Origin of the sequence: Streptomyces sp. KL116D, assembly GCF_030766975.1 — a bacterium.
GTDB classification, from domain to species: domain Bacteria; phylum Actinomycetota; class Actinomycetes; order Streptomycetales; family Streptomycetaceae; genus Streptomyces; species Streptomyces longispororuber_A.
On record NZ_JASERH010000035.1, the window covers coordinates 255,891 to 272,925 of the forward strand.

10 protein-coding genes are annotated in these 17,035 nt (G+C 68.2%); 9 read left to right on the forward strand and 1 reads right to left on the reverse strand.

Annotated features, from left to right (window positions below):
• Nucleotides 1-8 precede the first annotated feature (8 nt).
• Nucleotides 9-3,872, reverse strand: a complete 3,864-nt coding sequence (locus RBJ77_RS14345) for a GH92 family glycosyl hydrolase (protein WP_372345362.1) — start codon at nucleotides 3,870-3,872, stop codon at nucleotides 9-11.
• Nucleotides 3,873-4,851: 979 nt separating this feature from the next.
• Here RBJ77_RS14345 and ngcE point away from each other — a divergent pair.
• The 9 genes from ngcE (at nucleotide 4,852) to RBJ77_RS14390 (ending at nucleotide 16,981) form a co-directional block, all read left to right on the forward strand.
• Nucleotides 4,852-6,258, forward strand: coding sequence for an N-acetylglucosamine/diacetylchitobiose ABC transporter substrate-binding protein (gene ngcE / locus RBJ77_RS14350; RefSeq protein ID WP_372345363.1), 1,407 nt, complete (start codon nucleotides 4,852-4,854; stop codon nucleotides 6,256-6,258).
• A gap of 7 nt (nucleotides 6,259-6,265) precedes the next feature.
• Nucleotides 6,266-7,327 (forward strand): carbohydrate ABC transporter permease, encoded by a 1,062-nt coding sequence (locus RBJ77_RS14355; RefSeq protein ID WP_372345364.1) that lies wholly within the window; start codon nucleotides 6,266-6,268, stop codon nucleotides 7,325-7,327.
• Nucleotides 7,324-8,232 (forward strand): carbohydrate ABC transporter permease, encoded by a 909-nt coding sequence (locus tag RBJ77_RS14360; RefSeq protein WP_372345365.1) that lies wholly within the window; start codon nucleotides 7,324-7,326, stop codon nucleotides 8,230-8,232. The genes RBJ77_RS14355 and RBJ77_RS14360 overlap by 4 nt, the downstream gene beginning before the upstream one ends.
• Before the next feature lie 250 nt (nucleotides 8,233-8,482).
• Nucleotides 8,483-9,682, forward strand: a complete 1,200-nt coding sequence (locus RBJ77_RS14365; protein ID WP_372345366.1) for an ROK family transcriptional regulator — start codon at nucleotides 8,483-8,485, stop codon at nucleotides 9,680-9,682.
• Nucleotides 9,683-9,803: 121 nt separating this feature from the next.
• A complete protein-coding gene (locus tag RBJ77_RS14370; RefSeq protein ID WP_372345367.1) occupies nucleotides 9,804-10,928 on the forward strand; it encodes a sugar ABC transporter substrate-binding protein in 1,125 nt (374 codons plus the stop codon).
• A gap of 193 nt (nucleotides 10,929-11,121) precedes the next feature.
• The gene (locus tag RBJ77_RS14375; protein ID WP_372345368.1) at nucleotides 11,122-11,913 is read left to right on the forward strand and encodes an ATP-binding cassette domain-containing protein; all 792 of its coding nucleotides are present in this window, start codon (nucleotides 11,122-11,124) and stop codon (nucleotides 11,911-11,913) included.
• On the forward strand, nucleotides 11,910-13,199 hold the full coding sequence (locus RBJ77_RS14380) for a sugar ABC transporter permease (RefSeq protein WP_372345369.1): 1,290 nt from the start codon (nucleotides 11,910-11,912) through the stop codon (nucleotides 13,197-13,199). Before RBJ77_RS14375 ends, RBJ77_RS14380 begins: the two co-directional genes overlap by 4 nt.
• Before the next feature lie 201 nt (nucleotides 13,200-13,400).
• Nucleotides 13,401-15,323, forward strand: coding sequence for a 1-deoxy-D-xylulose-5-phosphate synthase (dxs, locus tag RBJ77_RS14385; RefSeq protein ID WP_372345370.1), 1,923 nt, complete (start codon nucleotides 13,401-13,403; stop codon nucleotides 15,321-15,323).
• Between the two features lie 131 nt (nucleotides 15,324-15,454).
• The gene (locus RBJ77_RS14390) at nucleotides 15,455-16,981 is read left to right on the forward strand and encodes an amino acid permease (RefSeq protein ID WP_372345371.1); all 1,527 of its coding nucleotides are present in this window, start codon (nucleotides 15,455-15,457) and stop codon (nucleotides 16,979-16,981) included.
• Nucleotides 16,982-17,035 lie beyond the last annotated feature (54 nt).

Here is a 17,035-nt window from a genome sequence, read left to right on the forward strand (position 1 = left end):
GGCGCGGATCACGACAGCAGCTCCACCTCCGCCACCGTCGCCGACCCGCCCGCGAACACCAGCCGGTAGTGCTGGTACGAGCCGGGGGACGCGACCGAGAAGGCCCTGGTCTGCTGGTTCCACGTGAACGACTCGCCGGAGCGTTCGTCGAGCGTCTTCCACGTGGAGCCGTCGTCCGACGCCTCCAGCTTCCAGCCCGTCGGCGCCTTCGCGGCCTCGGCCGACGTCAGCGTGTACTGGACGGCCTTCGTGCCCTCCGCGCCGACCGGCAGGTCCACCGGCTCCGACGGACTCGCGCTCGTCGCCGAGGAGTTGTCGAACAGCGGGCCCGAGCCGGTGATCGCGTCCTTGCGCGGCGACGGCACCTTGTCGTCCTTCGTGATGGACGTCGGCGCCGCGTCCTTGCCCGTGCCCCACGCCGACGGCTTGTCGCCCATCGCGAACTCGATGACCCCGCCCTCGGCGACGACCGAGTGGGGGAGCGACGTCTTCGACCACGTGCGGCCGTTGACCTTCACGCCCTGGACGTAGATGTTCTTGGCGCTGTTCCTCGGCGCCTTGACCACCAGGTCCTTGCCGTTCTCCAGGTGCAGCGTCATCTTCGTGAACTGCGGGGAGCCGATGGCGTACTCGCCGCTGCCCATGACGAGCGGGTAGAAGCCCATCGAGGAGAACAGGTACCAGGCCGACTGCTCGCCGTTGTCCTCGTCGCCGTGGTAGCCCTGGCCGATCTCGCTGCCCGTGTACAGGCGCGACAGCACCTCGCGGACCTTCTCCTGCGTCTTCCACGGCTGACCGGCCGCGTCGTACATGTACGTGATGTGGTGCGCGACCTGGTTCGAGTGGCCGTACATGCCCATCCGCACGTCCCGCGCCTCCGTCATCTCGTGGATGACTCCGCCGTACGAACCGGCCACCTCGCTCGTCGCCGTCTCGGGCGTCGAGAAGAACGTGTCCAGCTTCTTGGCCAGGCCGTCCTTGCCGCCGTACAGGTTGGCGAGGCCGCGGCTGTCCTGCGGGGCGGTGAAGGCGTAGCCCCAGGCGTTGGTCTCCGTGTAGTCGTAGCCCCAGATCGCCGGGTCGAAGTCGGCCGACTTCACCCGCCAGTCGCCCTTGGCGTCCTTGCCCTGGAAGAAGCCTGTACCGGCCGCCTTGTCGTCGAACATGTTGACGTAGTCACGGGCGCGGTTGAGGAAGTACTCCGACTCCTCCTTGTACTGCTTCTTGCCGGTCTTCTTGTAGAGCGCCTGACCCATCTGCGCGATGCCGTAGTCGTTCAGGTATCCCTCAAGGGCCCAGGACAGGCCCTCGTGCGTGTCCGTCGACGTGTAGCCGAGGAAGGGCGAGGTCTCCATGCCCTTGCGGCCGACGCCCGACTGCGGCGGGACCACCGTGGCGTTCTTGACCGCCGCCTTGTACGCGGACTCCACGTCGAAGTCGTCCACGCCCTTCACGTACGCGTCGGCGAACGCGACGTCCGACGACGTGCCCGTCATCAGGTCCGCGTAGCCCGGCGAGGACCAGCGGGAGATCCAGCCGCCGTCCCGGTACTGCTGCACGAACCCGTCGACCAGCTCACCGGCCTTCTTCGGCGTCAGGAGCGAGTACGCGGGCCAGGTCGTCCGGTACGTGTCCCAGAAGCCGTTGTTGACGTACGGCTTGCCCTCGACGATCTTCGCGCCGGTGTGCGTCGGGGTGTCGGGACCCGGCATCGGCGAGAACGGCGACGCGTACTTGTACGTGCCCTTGCCGCCGGCCGAACGGACCTTCTCGAAGCCCGAGTTGGGGTACAGGTACAGGCGGTACAGCGACGAGTACAGCGTCGTGCGCTGGTCCTCCGTCGCGCCCTCGACCTCCACCTTCTTCATCAGCGCGTCCCACTGGGCGCGCGCCGCGTCCCTGACGTCCGTGAAGGAGCGGCTCCGCGGCAGCTCCTGCGCCAGGTTGTCCTCGGCCTGGTCGAGGCCGATGAGGGACGTCGCCAGGCGCAGGGTGACCGTGCGGTCCTTGCCCGCGTCGAACGAGAAGTGCCCCTTCACGCCGGAGGACTCGGCCTCCTTCACCGGCTTGTCGAAGACGCCGTAGACGAACAGCCGGGTGGCGCCCGTCGACAGGCCCGACTTCACGTCGGAGTAGCCGGTGACGACACCGGTCTCCTTGTCGAGCGTGAGACCGCCCTGCTCGGAGACGTTGTCGAAGATCACGCTCGCGTCGTCACCGGGGTAGGTGAAGCGCAGCGCGGCCGCGTGGTCGGTGGGCGTCATCTCGGCTCGCACGCCGTTCTCGAACTTCACGCCGTAGTAGTACGGCCGGTCCGTCTCGTTCTCGTGCCGGAACGGCAGCGCGCGGCCGGCGCGCGAGGTGTCCACCGCGTCGCCCGTCGTCGCCGACGGCATCATCTGGAACGTCTGGCGGTCACCCATCCACGGACTCGGCTCGTGGCTCGCGGCCAGCGCCTCCATCGTGGGCAGGTTGTCCTTGTTGTTGTCGCGCGCGTAGTCGTACAGCCAGCTCAGCGAGCCCGCGTTGGTCACCGGCGTCCAGAAGTTGAAGCCGTGCGGGACGGCCGTCGCCGGGAAGGTGTTGCCGCGCGAGAAGCCGCCGCTGGAGTTCGTGCCGCGCGTCGTCGACGCGTAGTCGCTCAAGTGCGCCTTGGGGCGGGCCGGTTCGGCCTTGGCGAGGCTGATGTCGTCCAGCCAGCCGCGGAACTTCGCCGGACCCTTCGGGGAGTCGTACGCGACGAGGATCCGGTCGACCGTCTTGCCGGCCGCGACCGAACCGATCCCGGACTCCACCGCGTTCCACTGGTTCACGTACAGCCGCTTGGCGGCGCCTTGGCCCTGCGGGGTCAGCAGCCCGCCGTGCGAGTCGACGGCCTTCAGGTCGCTCAGGTACGTGCCGTCGGTGAAGGCGAGGTCCACGGAGACGTTCGTGGCGTCGTAGTCGCGGTCGCCGTCCGCCATCTGCGGGAAGACCTTGTACGACAGCTCGGTGTCCTTCGCGACCGCCACGTCGACGTCGAAGACCTTGTTGTACGAGTAGGCGCGGCCGTCCGCCTTGTGCGTACCGGCGTAACGCAGCGCGCGGATCCCGGTGAAGCCCGCGCCCGCCTTGGCCGTCGGCGAGCCGCTGGGGCCCTTGTCGACGAGCGACAGCATGTCCTCGGGCGCGGGCGCCTGCTCGTCGCCGGTCGACAGCTGGAAGTCGGCGAGCTGCGTGGCGTCGTCCGCGCCGTTGTTCGCCGTGAACTCGATCCGGAAGTGGCTGTAGGCGGCCGGCTTCTGGATCGCGTACGTCTTCGTCTGGAACCGCTGGCCGAACGTCTCGCCGGAGCGGCTGTCGAGCGTCGTCCACTCCTTGCCGTCCGTCGAGCCCTTGAGGGTCCAGTCCTTCGGGTCGCGCTCGGCGTGGTCGTTGGCCGACGTCAGCGCGTACTTGGCGATCTCGACGGGTCCGTCGAGGTCGTACTCGACCCAGGCGGTCGGCGTGAACGCCAGCCACTTGGTGCTGGACTCGCCGTCGAGGAGGTTCTCCTTGGTCTCGCCGCCGCCGGTGTTCTCGTCGCTGGCGCGGACGTCGGTGACGTGCCCGTTGACGTTCCCCGGGATGCCGCCGGTGTAGCCGCCGTCGACGCCGCTGGACCGCTTGCCGCCGTCCGGGGCGGTGTCGACGGTGTTGAGCCAGTCCGGTGCGGGCTGGCCCGCTTCGAAGGAGGAGCTGAACTCCCGTTCCGCACCTGCCTTCCGGTCGGGCTGGGCGACCGCGGGTCCCTGGCCCGCCGCCGTGAGCACCAGCGCGGCCGCCCCCAGGGCCGCGGTGGTGCCGAGTCCGTATCTGTGTCGGCTGGATCTTCCCTGCATCGAGCCTTGCATGGGTGTGCACCCTCCCGGCGGCCAAGAATCAGACAACGTTGTCAGTTCGCAGTACAGGGTCCAGTAGGGCTGTAAGTGAGCTGTGGTGTCAAGGGTGTTGGAGGAGCGTCCGCAAGGCCCCGGAATGCGCGGGTCGGCACGCGCGCCCGGGGCGGGACGCCCGGCTCCCCATGCTTCGCCGGATTTGCCGCCGGTGTCCTGATGGATCCCCCGCACCCTTCAACAACTGAACGGAAAATCCGGGGCGGTTCCCCCGTATATCTCTCCACCCTTTGTAGGCAGTGGAGTTGGGAAGATCAACATCGCCCGTGGTGCGGCTTATTTCCGGGAGGTCTCAACTCGGAAAAGACCGACGCCCAAACCTGCATTCGATCTTGCCCAGCTCACAGGGAGTGGACTATACCTGTCGGCGTCCGGCCCGGAACGTACGCAAGCCGAGGTCGGGCACGGGGGACGGGGGAAATCGGCAGGGGGCGGAGCATGCGTCCCCGTATCCGTGTCCCCTCCGCGATCCCGGTCATTCGCACCACGCAGCGTCATTCGGCTCCACTCGCTCCACCACAGCTCCATTCAGCTTCACCGCTCCACCTTCGTTCCCCTCTGCGGGGCACGACACAGCACATCACCGCGGTGCCGGGGAGGATCCGGTTCACCGCCTGAGTCCTGGAGAAGGCGAGGACTTGAGCATGGGATCCACACCCGGCGTAGGCCATCGCGATCCGATCGAGCGGAGCGCGCAAGCAGCTCCGGCCGCGGCGACTGCTTTTCCTGCATCGCTCAGCTGATCACCCTCGGTGCCGCCGAACGGCACCGGGACGACGGCGAAACGCCCCGGTGCGCAGCTCCGCCGACATCGCAGGCGGAGACCCGCACCAGGACGCGCTCAACGAGAAGTGCGGCACGCACGGGGCCACCCGGGCCCGGCAGCCGAACACGCAGCAAACCCGTACAGATCCAATCGATCAGTGAGGATGCAGAGATGACCATTCGTGCCGGCTCTCTTGACAGGCGGACGCTCCTGCGCGGGGCGATCGCAACGGCAGCCATGGGCTCGTTCGCGGTTGCGTGTGGCTCTCCCTCCAGCAAGGACAGCGACAGCGACACCCCGAAGGGCAAGACGAGCGCCAAGAACCCGTTCGGCGTCGCCGCGAACTCCAAGGTCGACGCGGCCATCTTCGACGGCGGCTACGGCACCGACTACGTCGACTACGCGAACCAGGTCATGGGCAAGCAGGTCAAGGGCGTCACGGTCAAGGTCAAGCCGGTCGTCGACATCGCCCCCGAGCTCCAGCCCCGCTTCGTCGGCGGCAACCCGCCGGACCTCATCGACAACTCCGGTGAGGACCAGATCGGCTTCCTCGGCATCCTCGACCAGCTCGAGGAGCTCGACGACGTCTTCGAGGCCCAGAACTACGAGGGCAAGAAGATCGCCGACACGGTCTACGCCGGCGTCAAGGACCCCGGTACGTTCAAGGACAAGTTCGTCGCGCTGAACTACGTGATGACGGTCTACGGCGTCTGGTACTCCAAGACCCTGTTCGAGAAGAACGGCTGGACCCCGCCGAAGACGTGGGACGAGGCGCTCGACCTCGGCCAGAAGGCGAAGAAGAAGGGCAAGTACCTCTTCGTCCACGGCAAGGAAGCGGCGACCTACTACCAGACGCTGCTCATCGGCGGAGCGATCAAGGAGGGCGGCGACGAGGTCCGCATCGCCCTCGAGAACCTGGAGAAGGACTCCTGGTCGCACCCGGCCATCCAGGGCATTCTCAAGATCATGGAGACCATGGTCAAGGAGAAGATGTTCGTCCCCGGTGGCTCCGGCACCCAGTTCCAGAAGGCGCAGGCGATCTGGAGCAACGACCAGAAGGCGCTGCTCTACCCGACCGGTGGCTGGATCGAGAACGAGATGAAGAAGGCCACCAAGGAAGACTTCCAGATGACCGGCATCCCGGAGATGACGCTCAGCGCCAAGCCGAAGATGCCGTACGAGGCCGTGCACGCGGCCGCCGGCGAGCCGTTCATCGTGCCCAAGCAGGGCAAGAACCCGGCCGGCGGCAAGGAAGTCCTGCGGGCGATGCTGTCCAAGGACGCGGCCGCCAACTTCTCCAAGACGAAGCTGGCCCCGACCATCGTCAAGGACACCGTGCCCTCGGACGGTTACGGATCCTCCGCGCTGGTCTCGCAGTCGAAGATGCTCGCCGACGCCGGCGAGAACATCTTCACCTGGAACTTCGTCTCCGCCTACGGCATGAACACCGACATGCTGGTGCCGTGGAACTCGTTCCTCGCCGGTGACATCGACGCCAAGGCGCTGACCTCGGCCCTCCAGAAGATCTCCGACAAGATCCGGGAAGACGACTCCGTCGACAAGATCAAGGTCAGCTAGCACTGCGATGAAAGAAAAGACCACCACCTCCGACACCGCGAGCCGCCGGCCCACGCCGGCCGCTCGCGGCGGGCGGCCCCGACGCCGCAAGCTCACCTTCGACCGGGTGACGTTCTTCCTCGCGTTCCTCGGTGTCCCGCTGGCCATCTTCGTGACCTTCGTCCTGATCCCCTTCGTCCAGGCGATCTACTGGGGGATGACGGACTGGCGCGGCTTCAGCCCGGACTACACCTTCGTCGGCTTCGACAACTTCACCAAGATGTTCCAGGACGACATCTTCATGAAGGCGTTGAGAAACGTCGCGTTGCTGGCGGTCTGCGTGCCGTTGGTGACGTTGACGCTCGCCCTCGGGGTCGCGGTGGCCATCACCCTGGGCGGGCCCAGCAAGGGCCCCGTCCGGGGCATCAAGGGAGCGTCGTTCTACCGGATCGTCTCGTTCTTCCCCTACGTCGTGCCGGCGATCATCGTCGGCCTGATCTGGGCGCAGATGTACGACCCGAACGCCGGCCTGGTGAACGGCGTCCTCACGGCGCTCGGCCTCGACCAGTTCGACACGTTCGCCTGGCTGGGCGAGACGTCGAGCGCGATGCCGGCCCTGATGTTCGTCATCGTCTGGGGGCTCGTCGGGTTCTACGCGGTGCTCTTCATCGCCGCGATCAAGGGAGTTCCCGGCGAGCTGTACGAGGCGGCCAAGATCGACGGAGCCGGCCGGTTCCGGACCACGATCTCGATCACCCTGCCGGCGATCCGGGACAGCGTGCAGACGGCGTACATCTACCTGGGCATCGCCGCTCTGGACTCGTTCGTCTACGTACAGGCCATGCTGCCGAACGGCGGTCCCGACAACTCGACCCTGACGATCAGCCAGCGGTTGTTCAACGTCGCCTTCGCCAAGCAGCAGTTCGGATACGCCACCGCGATGGGAGTCGTCCTCGCCGTCGTCACCCTGGTGTTCGCGGCGCTGGTGTTCCTCGTCAACCGCCTCACCGGCGGCGGCGAGGGCGAGGGCAACAAGAAAGCGCGTGGGTTGAAGGCTCGGCGTGCCGGAGCCAAGGGAGGTGCCCTGTGAGCGCCGTAGCTGCCGACCGGAAGTCCGCGAGCGACCGGAAGCCGGCGAGCGACCGGAAGCTGACGAGAGCCGTCGCGAGCAGCGACCGCAGGTTCGCGGCGATCGCGCACACCATGCTGATCCTGTGGTCCGTGATCGTGATCGTGCCCATGCTGTGGGTGCTCGTGTCGTCGTTCAAGTCGACCGGCGAGATCCTCTCGTCGCCTTTCGCGCTGCCGGACCACTGGCGGTTCGAGAACTACGCGCACGCGTGGACCGACGCGAACATCGGGAAGTACTTCCTGAATTCCGTGATCGTCGTCGTCTCCGCGTTGTTCCTGGTGATGCTGCTGGGCGCGATGTGCGCCTACATCCTGGCCAGGTTCGAATTCCCCGGGCGCCGGCTGATCTACTACGTGATGCTGGCCGGGCTGACCTTCCCCGTCTTCCTGGCGATCGTCCCGCTCTTCTTCCAGCTGCAGAACTTCGGGCTGCTGAACACGCGTCCGGGACTGATCCTGACCTATGTCGCGTTCGCGCTGCCGTTCACGATGTTCTTCCTCTATTCGTTCTTCCGGTCACTGCCGCACGACGTCTACGAGGCCGCGTTGATCGACGGTGCCGGGGACTGGCGGGCGTTCTTCCAGGTGATGCTGCCGATGGCGCGGCCGGGCATGGCGGCCGTGGCGATCTTCAATTTCCTGGGGCTGTGGAACCAGTTCCTGCTGCCGGTGGCGCTCAATACGGATCAGGACAAATGGGTGCTGACCCAGGGAATGGCCGCCTACGCGTCCTCGCAGGTCTACGACATCGACTACGGCGCACTGTTCGCGGCGATCGTGGTCACGGTCGTGCCCGTGCTGGTCGTCTACGTCATTTTCCAGCGCCGGATCGCCGGGTCGGTGTCGCAGGGCACCTTCCGCTGACGTCCGGCGGCGCGTAGTCGCTGTTTCACCCGTTGCTTCACCCGGTACGCACAGGGGTCCGGCCCCGGAGAGCTCCCTCTCCGGGGCCGGACCCCTGTGCGTACCGCCGGTAGTCCCGGGTGGACACGGCCTGGAACCGATTTCTGTCAAGGGCTTGACGCCACTGGGCGGTTCGGCGGAGTTTGGAGTTCATAACTTGTACAAGGTTCGGTCACCCTGGGTGACGCGGACCACGGATAAGGGTGGGTCAATGGAGACTCCGGGGTCGCAGTCGTCGCTGCACCGGGCCAATCTGGAGCGGGTCGTACGCGCCGTGCGGCTCGCCGGTTCGCTCACGCAGGCGGAGATCGCGAGGACGACGGGCCTGTCCGCGGCGACGGTCTCCAACATCGTCCGGGAGCTCAAGGACGGCGGGACCGTCGAGGTCACGCCCACCTCGGCCGGCGGCCGCCGGGCCCGCAGCGTGTCGCTGAGCGGCGACGCCGGCATCGTGATCGGCGTCGACTTCGGCCACACCCACCTGCGGGTGGCGATCGGCAACCTGGCGCACCAGGTGCTCGCCGAGGAGTCCGAGCCGCTCGACGTGGACGCGAGCGCCGCGCAGGGCTTCGACCGGGCGGAGGAGCTGGTCGAGCGCCTCGTCGCGGCCACCGGGGTCGACCGGTCCAAGGTCGCGGGCGTGGGGCTCGGCGTGCCGGGGCCCATCGACGTGGAGAGCGGCACCCTCGGGTCGACGTCGATCCTGCCGGGCTGGACCGGCACCAGGCCCGCCGAGGAGCTCAGTCGCCGCCTGGGCGTCCCCGTGCACGTCGACAACGACGCGAACCTGGGCGCGCTCGGCGAGCTCGTCTGGGGCAGCGGGCGGGGCGTGAAGGACCTCGCGTACATCAAGGTCGCCAGCGGTGTCGGCGCCGGTCTGGTGATCGACGGGAAGATCTACCGGGGCCCGGGCGGCACGGCGGGGGAGATCGGGCACATCACGCTCGACGAATCGGGCCCTGTGTGCCGCTGCGGCAACCGGGGCTGCCTGGAGACCTTCACGGCGGCCCGGTACGTCCTGCCCCTGCTGCAGTCCTCCCACGGCACCGATCTGACCATGGAGGGCGTCGTGCGGCTCGCGCGCGACGGCGATCCGGGCTGCCGCCGGGTGATCGCGGACGTGGGCCGGCACATCGGCTCCGGCGTCGCGAACCTGTGCAACCTGCTGAACCCCAGCCGGGTCGTCCTCGGGGGCGATCTGGCGGAGGCCGGAGAGCTGGTCCTGGGGCCCATCAGGGAGTCCGTGAGCCGCTACGCGATCCCCAGCGCCGCCCGTCAACTCTCCGTCCTTCCTGGGGCGTTGGGCGGCCGCGCCGAGGTGCTCGGGGCGCTCGCGCTGGCCCTCAGCGAGATGGGCGATTCGACCCTTTTGGACGGATCCGTTCCCGCTCCCACACCTGCCTTCACTTAGAGAACGCATGACACCGTTGCCATCTCGTTAAGGATTTACTCCTTGACGCTGGGGTTGCGGCCGAGTTGACTTCCAGCCACCTCGGCCGCAACGACGCGGCCTCGTCAGGGAGGTTTGTGAAGTGAACACGCGTATGCGTCGTGCCGCCATTGCGTTCTGTGCCACCGGTATGGCTGTCTCTCTCGCCGCCTGCGGCTCCGCCAAGGAGTCCGGCGACAAGGGCGGCGACAAGGAGAGCTCCGCGAAGAAGGGCGACGCGATCACCGTCGGCCTGCTGCTGCCGGAGAACCAGACCGCCCGCTACGAGAAGTTCGACAAGCCGATCATCTCGAAGCAGATATCCACGCTGACCAACGGCAAGGGCAAGGTCGAGTACCTCAACGCCAAGCAGGACGCGACCCTCCAGTCGCAGCAGATCGACACGATGATCACCAAGAAGGTCGACGTGCTGATCCTGGACGCGGTCGACTACAAGGCCGTCGCCAGCGGTGTGAAGAAGGCCAAGGACGCGGGCATCCCGGTCGTCGCGTACGACCGCCTCGCGCAGGGCCCGATCGCCGCCTACACCTCCTTCGACAACCAGGAGGTCGGCAAGACGCAGGGTGAGGCCCTGCTGAAGGCCATGGGCTCGGACGCCAAGGCCAGCAGCAAGATCGTCATGATGAACGGCGCGATCACCGACCCGAACGCCGCCGACTTCAAGAAGGGCGCCCTCTCCGTCCTCAAGGGCAAGGTGGACATCGCCAAGTCCTACGACACCAAGGAGTGGAAGCCGGAGAACGCCAACACCAACATGGAAGGCGCGATCTCCGCGATCGGCAAGGACAAGATCAAGGGCGTCTACTCCGCCAACGACGGCATGGCGGGCGGCATCATCACCGCGCTCAAGAGCGCGGGCCTGAGCAAGCTCCCGCCGGTCACCGGCCAGGACGCCGAGCTCGCCGGCGTGCAGCGCATCGTCACCGGCGACCAGAACATGAGCGTGTTCAAGTCGTACCCGCAGGAGGCCGAGACCGTCGCCAAGATGGCCGTCTCGATCGCCAAGACCGGCAAGCTCGACAGCTCCATCGCCACGGGCACCGTCGACAGCGACACCGACAAGGGCATCCCCGCGGTCATCGTCCCGGTCGTCTCCCTGACCCAGGACAACATCAAGGACACGGTCATCAAGGAGGGTTACTACACCCTCGACGAGATCTGCACCGCCAAGTACAAGGCGGCCTGCGACAAGATCGGTCTGAAGTAACTCCTCCAGGGGCAACTCCCCTCTCCCACACGGGACTTGCGCGCCGGCTCCGGTAGCGCTCCTGTGTAAGCACGTCCGGCGCCCCGCCGCCGACAGCCCCGCAAGCTCAACGGCGGGGCGCCGGACGGAACACCCCCCTCAGTCTTCTCTCTGTTCAACCTCCCGCCGGGTCAGGCCTTTGGCGGCGAAGGAGATGGTTCACGTGTCCGCTACGCCCGTGCTGGCGTTGCGCGGGGTCTCCAAGCGATTCGGTGCCGTGCAGGCGCTCACCGACGTAGAGCTTGAAGTCCACGCTGGTGAGGTGGTCGCCCTGGTCGGCGACAACGGCGCCGGAAAGTCCACGCTCGTCAAGACGATCGCCGGCGTCCACCCCATCGATGACGGTGTCATCGAGTGGGACGGCAAGGCCGTCGCGGTCAACAAGCCGCACGACGCCCAGAACCTGGGCATCGCGACCGTCTACCAGGACCTCGCGCTGTGCGACAACATCGATGTCGTCGGCAACCTGTTCCTGGGCCGCGAGATCAAGCGGCGCGGCGTCCTCGACGAGGTCGAGATGGAGCGCCGCTCGCGCGAGCTGCTCGAGACCCTGTCGATCCGCATCCCCAGCGTGCGCATCCCGATCGCCTCGCTCTCCGGCGGTCAGCGCCAGGTCGTGGCCATCGCCCGCTCCATGCTCGGCGAGCCCAAGCTGGTCATCCTCGACGAGCCCACCGCGGCCCTCGGCGTCGAGCAGACCGCGCAGGTCCTCGACCTCGTCGAGCGACTGCGCGAGCGCGGGCACGCGGTCATCCTCATCAGCCACAACATGGCCGATGTGAAGGCCGTCGCCGACAAGGTCGCCGTGCTGCGCCTCGGCCGCAACAACGGCGTGTTCGAGGTCAAGACGACCTCCCAGGAAGAGATCATCTCCGCCATCACCGGTGCCACGGACAACGCCGTGACCCGTCGTGCGGCGCGCACCAACGCGGAGGCTCAGAAGTGAGCATCGAAAAGACCGACAAGCCGCAGACCGCCGTCGACGCCGCCCCCGCCGCGGCGGGCGCGTCCGTGACCGCCGTCGACCCCCGCCTCCTCGTCCGCGAGCAGGGCTTCGCGGGGTACGTGAGCGAGTTCAAGCGCAAGATCAAGGGCGGCGACCTCGGGGCCATCCCCGTCGTCATCGGCCTGATCGTCATCTGCGCGATCTTCCAGAGCCTCAACTCGGCGTTCCTGGGCGCGGAGAACCTGAACAACATCTTCGTCGCCATGGTGGCCACGGGCATGATGTCGGTCGGCATCATCTTCGTGCTGCTGCTCGGCGAGATCGACCTGTCGGTCGGCTCCGTCTCCGGTGTCTCCTCCGCGATCACCGCGGTACTGAGCGTCACGCACGGCGTCAACGAGTGGGTCGCCGTCCTGGCCTCGCTCGCCGCCGGCGCGGTCATCGGCGCCCTGCACGGCTTCTTCTTCGCCCGGATCGGCGCGCCCGCGTTCGCCGTGACCCTGGCGGGCCTGCTGTTCTGGAACGGCTTCATGCTCCAGATCCTGGGCTCCAACGGCACGATCAACATCGACAGCGACGGCGTGGTCGGCAAGCTGACCAGCTACTACTTCTCCGACGTCGCCGCCGCGTACGCCCTGGCCGTCGTCGCGATCCTCGGCTACTTCGTCCCGGCCTTCCTCGGCAACCGCCGCCGCGAGGCCGCGGGCATCCCGTCCCGCCCGCTGAGCGACATCGTGATGCGCACGGTGCTGCTGGCCGTCGCCGTCTTCGGCGTCGCGGTCATCTTCAACCAGTACAAGGGCCTGCCGCTCGCGGTGCTGCTCTTCGCGATCGTCCTGGTCGGCAGCGACTTCGTGCTGCGCCGCACCTCGTACGGCCGCAAGATCTTCGCGCTCGGCGGCAGCGTCGAGGCGTCCCGCCGTGCCGGTATCAACGTCACCGCGGTCCGCGTCTCGGTCTTCGCCGTCGCGGGTCTGTTCGCGGCGGTCGGCGGCCTCTTCTGGGCCTCCAAGATCGCGGCGGCCAACCAGAGCGCCGGCGCCGGCGACCTCCTGATGAACGTCATCGCGGCGGCCGTCATCGGCGGCACCAGCCTCTTCGGCGGCCGGGGCCGCACCTGGAACGCGCTGCTCGGTGTGCTGGTCATCACGTCGATCCAGTACGGCCTCGCCCTCCAGGGCATCGCCACCCCGATCCAGTACATGATCACCGGCGGTGTGCTGCTCGCCACGGTCGTCATCGACTCGATCACCCGCAAGACCCAGAAGTCGGCCGGCCGCGCCTGACCGCGCCCAGCCGTCCTGACCGGTCCTGACCGGGGCCACCTGGACTGACTGTGCCCGGCGTCAACGGTGACGCCGGGCACAGTCATGCTCCGAACGCCCGGCCCGCCCGCCGCCCGCGGCGGCGGAACATTAGACTCGACGAGCCCGGCAAGCTCGAACAGCTCAACCAGCTACTCACAGCTCTACTGCAAGGAGGCACGGGTGCCGCTGCTGACCCGCATCACGGGACCGCGCGATCTGGACCGGCTCAGCCTGGAGCAGCTGGACCAGCTGGCAGGAGAGATCCGGACCTTCCTTGTCGACGCCGTTTCCAAGACCGGCGGCCACCTCGGCCCCAACCTGGGCGTCGTCGAGCTGACGATCGCCCTGCACCGCGTCTTCGAGTCGCCCAAGGACAAGGTCCTGTGGGACACCGGCCACCAGTCCTACGTGCACAAGCTGCTCACCGGCCGCCAGGACTTCTCCCGGCTGAAGATGAAGGGCGGCCTGTCCGGCTACCCCTCGCAGGCCGAGTCCGACCACGACGTGATCGAGAACTCGCACGCCTCCACCGTCCTCGGCTGGGCCGACGGCCTGGCGAAGGCGAACGAGATCCAGGACCGGGACGACCACGTCGTCGCGGTCATCGGTGACGGCGCCCTCACCGGCGGCATGGCCTGGGAGGCGCTGAACAACATCGCCGCCGCCAAGGACCGCCCCCTGGTCATCGTGGTCAACGACAACGAGCGCTCGTACGCGCCCACCATCGGCGGCCTCGCCAACCACCTGGCGACCCTGCGCACCACCGACGGCTACGAGCGCTTCCTGGCCCGCGGCAAGGACCTCCTGGAGCGCACCCCGGTCGTCGGCAAGCCCCTCTACGAGACGCTGCACGGCGCCAAGAAGGGCCTCAAGGACTTCATCGCGCCGCAGGGCATGTTCGAGGACCTCGGCCTGAAGTACGTCGGCCCGATCGACGGCCACGACATCGAGGCCCTGGAGTCCGCGCTGACCCGCGCCAAGCGGTTCGGCGGCCCGGTCATCGTGCACTGCCTCACCGAGAAGGGCCGCGGCTACACCCCGGCCCTCCAGGACGAGGCCGACCGCTTCCACGGCATCGGCCCCATCCACCCCGACACCGGCCTGCCGATCAAGGCGTCCGGCGCCGACTGGACCTCCGTCTTCGGCGACGAGATGGTGCAGCTGGGCAAGGAGCGCGAGGACATCGTCGCCATCACGGCGGCCATGCTGCAGCCGGTCGGCCTGAAGAAGTTCGCCGACGCCTTCCCCGAGCGCGTCTACGACGTCGGCATCGCCGAGCAGCACGGCGCCACGTCGGCCGCGGGCCTGGCCGCCGGCGGCCTGCACCCGGTCTTCGCCGTCTACGCGACGTTCCTCAACCGCGCCTTCGACCAGCTCCTGATGGACGTGGCCCTGCACAAGTGCGGCGTCACCTTCGTCCTGGACCGGGCCGGCGTCACCGGCACCGACGGCGCCTCGCACAACGGCATGTGGGACATGTCGATCCTCCAGGTCGTCCCCGGCATCCGGATCGCCGCCCCGCGCGACGCCGACCAGGTCCGCGCCCAGCTGCGCGAGGCCGTGCAGGTCGACGACGCCCCGACCGTCGTCCGCTACTCCAAGGGCGCCGTCGGCCCCGCCGTCGAGGCGGTCGGCACGGTCGGCGGCATGGACGTGCTGCGCGAGCCGGGCACGGACACCCCGGACGTCCTCCTCGTCTCGGTCGGCGCCCTCGCGCCGATGTGCCTGGAGATCGCCGACCTGCTGGACAAGCAGGGCATCACCACGACCGTCGTCGACCCCCGCTGGGTCAAGCCGGTCGACGAGGCGATGGCCCCGCTCGCCGAGCGCCACCGGGTCGTCGTCACGGTCGAGGACAACTCCCGGGTGGGCGGCGTCGGCTCGGCGATCGCCCAGGCCCTGCGCGACGCGGGCGTCGACGTCCCGCTGCGCGACTTCGGCATCCCGCCGCGCTTCCTCGACCACGCCTCCCGCAAGGAGGTCATGGCGGAGATCGGTCTGACGTCCCCCGACATCGCCCGCCAGGTCACCGGCCTGGTGGCGAAGCTGGACGGCCGCGTCGAGCGCTCGGCGGCCCAGGAGATGGAGCCGGCCCGCGACTGAGTGGGGGTCGGACTCACCCAACGGGTGGGTCCGACCGGCCCCATTCGCGTGAACCTGCAGGACTGACCGGCACGCCGGAGGCTACTCGTCTCGATCATGTCGAGGACGACGCAGCCAACGGAGGTATACCGGTGACCACCCAGCCAGACACGGGCCAGGGACGGACCCGCAACGGCCTGTTCCGGACCAAGTCCATCGAGCAGTCCATCCAGGACACCGAGGAGCCGGAGCACCGGCTCAAGAAGTCCCTCTCGGCCCTCGACCTGACGGTCTTCGGCGTCGGCGTCGTCATCGGCTCCGGCATCTTCGTCATCACCGGAACGGCCGCCACCGAGTACGCGGGCCCGGCCGTCACCCTCTCCTTCGCCGTCGCCGCCGTCGTGTGCGCGCTCGCCGCCCTGTGCTACGCCGAGTTCGCCTCGACGGTGCCGGTCGCCGGATCCGCGTACACCTTCGCCTTCGCCTCGCTGGGCGAGTTCCCCGCCTGGATCATCGGCTGGGACCTGATCCTCGAACTCGCCCTCGGGTGCGCCACGGTCGCCGTCGGCTGGGCGGGCTACGTCCAGTCGCTGCTCGACAGCTGGGGCGTCCCGCTGCCCGCGGCGCTGCAGGGCCCCGGCTCGGGACAGAGCGGCTTCAGCTTCAACATCGCCGCGTTCCTGCTGGTGCTCGCCGTGATGACGGTCGTCGTCATCGGCATGAAGCTGTCGGCCTGGGTCACCTCCGTGGTGGTCGCCATCAAGGTCACCGTCGTCCTCATCGTGATCGCGGTCGGCGCCTTCTTCATCAACGGCTCCAACTACACCCCGTTCATCCCGCCGAGCAAGCCGACCGAGGGCGGCTCCGGCCTGAGCAGGACGCTCCTCGAAGCCATCGCGGGCTTCACCCCGTCCAACTTCGGCGTGATGGGCATCTTCACCGCCGCGGCCGTCGTCTTCTTCGCGTACATCGGCTTCGACGTCGTCGCCACCGCCGCCGAGGAGACCCGCAACCCGCAGAAGGACGTCCCGCGCGGCATCCTCGGCTCCCTCGCCATCTGCACCGTGCTGTACTGCGCCGTCGCGGTCGTCGTCACCGGCATGGAGAACTACAAGGACCTCGACCCGAGCGCCCCCCTCGCCGAGGCCTTCAAGTCCGTCGGCCACCCCTTCTGGGCGGGCGTCATCTCGTTCGGCGCGGTCGTCGGCCTGACCGTCGTCTGCATGATCCTGCTGCTGGGCCAGAGCCGGGTCTTCTTCGCGATGAGCCGCGACGGACTGCTGCCGCCGGTGTTCAGCGCCGTGCACCCGCGGTTCCGCACGCCGTACCGCTCCACGATCATCCTGGGCTTCGTCACCGCGCTGGTCGCCGGCTTCATCTCCCTGGAGGAGCTCTCCAAGCTGGTCAACATCGGCACGCTCTTCGCGTTCGTCGTCGTCGCGCTCGGCGTCATGATCCTGCGCCGCACCCGCCCCGAGCTGCCGCGCGGCTTCAGGGCGCCGTGGGTGCCGGTCCTGCCCGTCGCCTCGGTGGCCTGCTCGGTCTGGCTGATGCTCAACCTGTCGGTGGAGACCTGGCTGCGGTTCGCGATCTGGATGGTCGTCGGCGTCGTCATCTACTTCGTGTACGGGCGCGGCCACAGCCGCGCGGCGGCGTCCGCACGGGGCAACTCCCGGTAATCGTCACCGCTTTCACCCGGCTTTCACCCGGCCCCGTATGTCCCGCTTCGACGG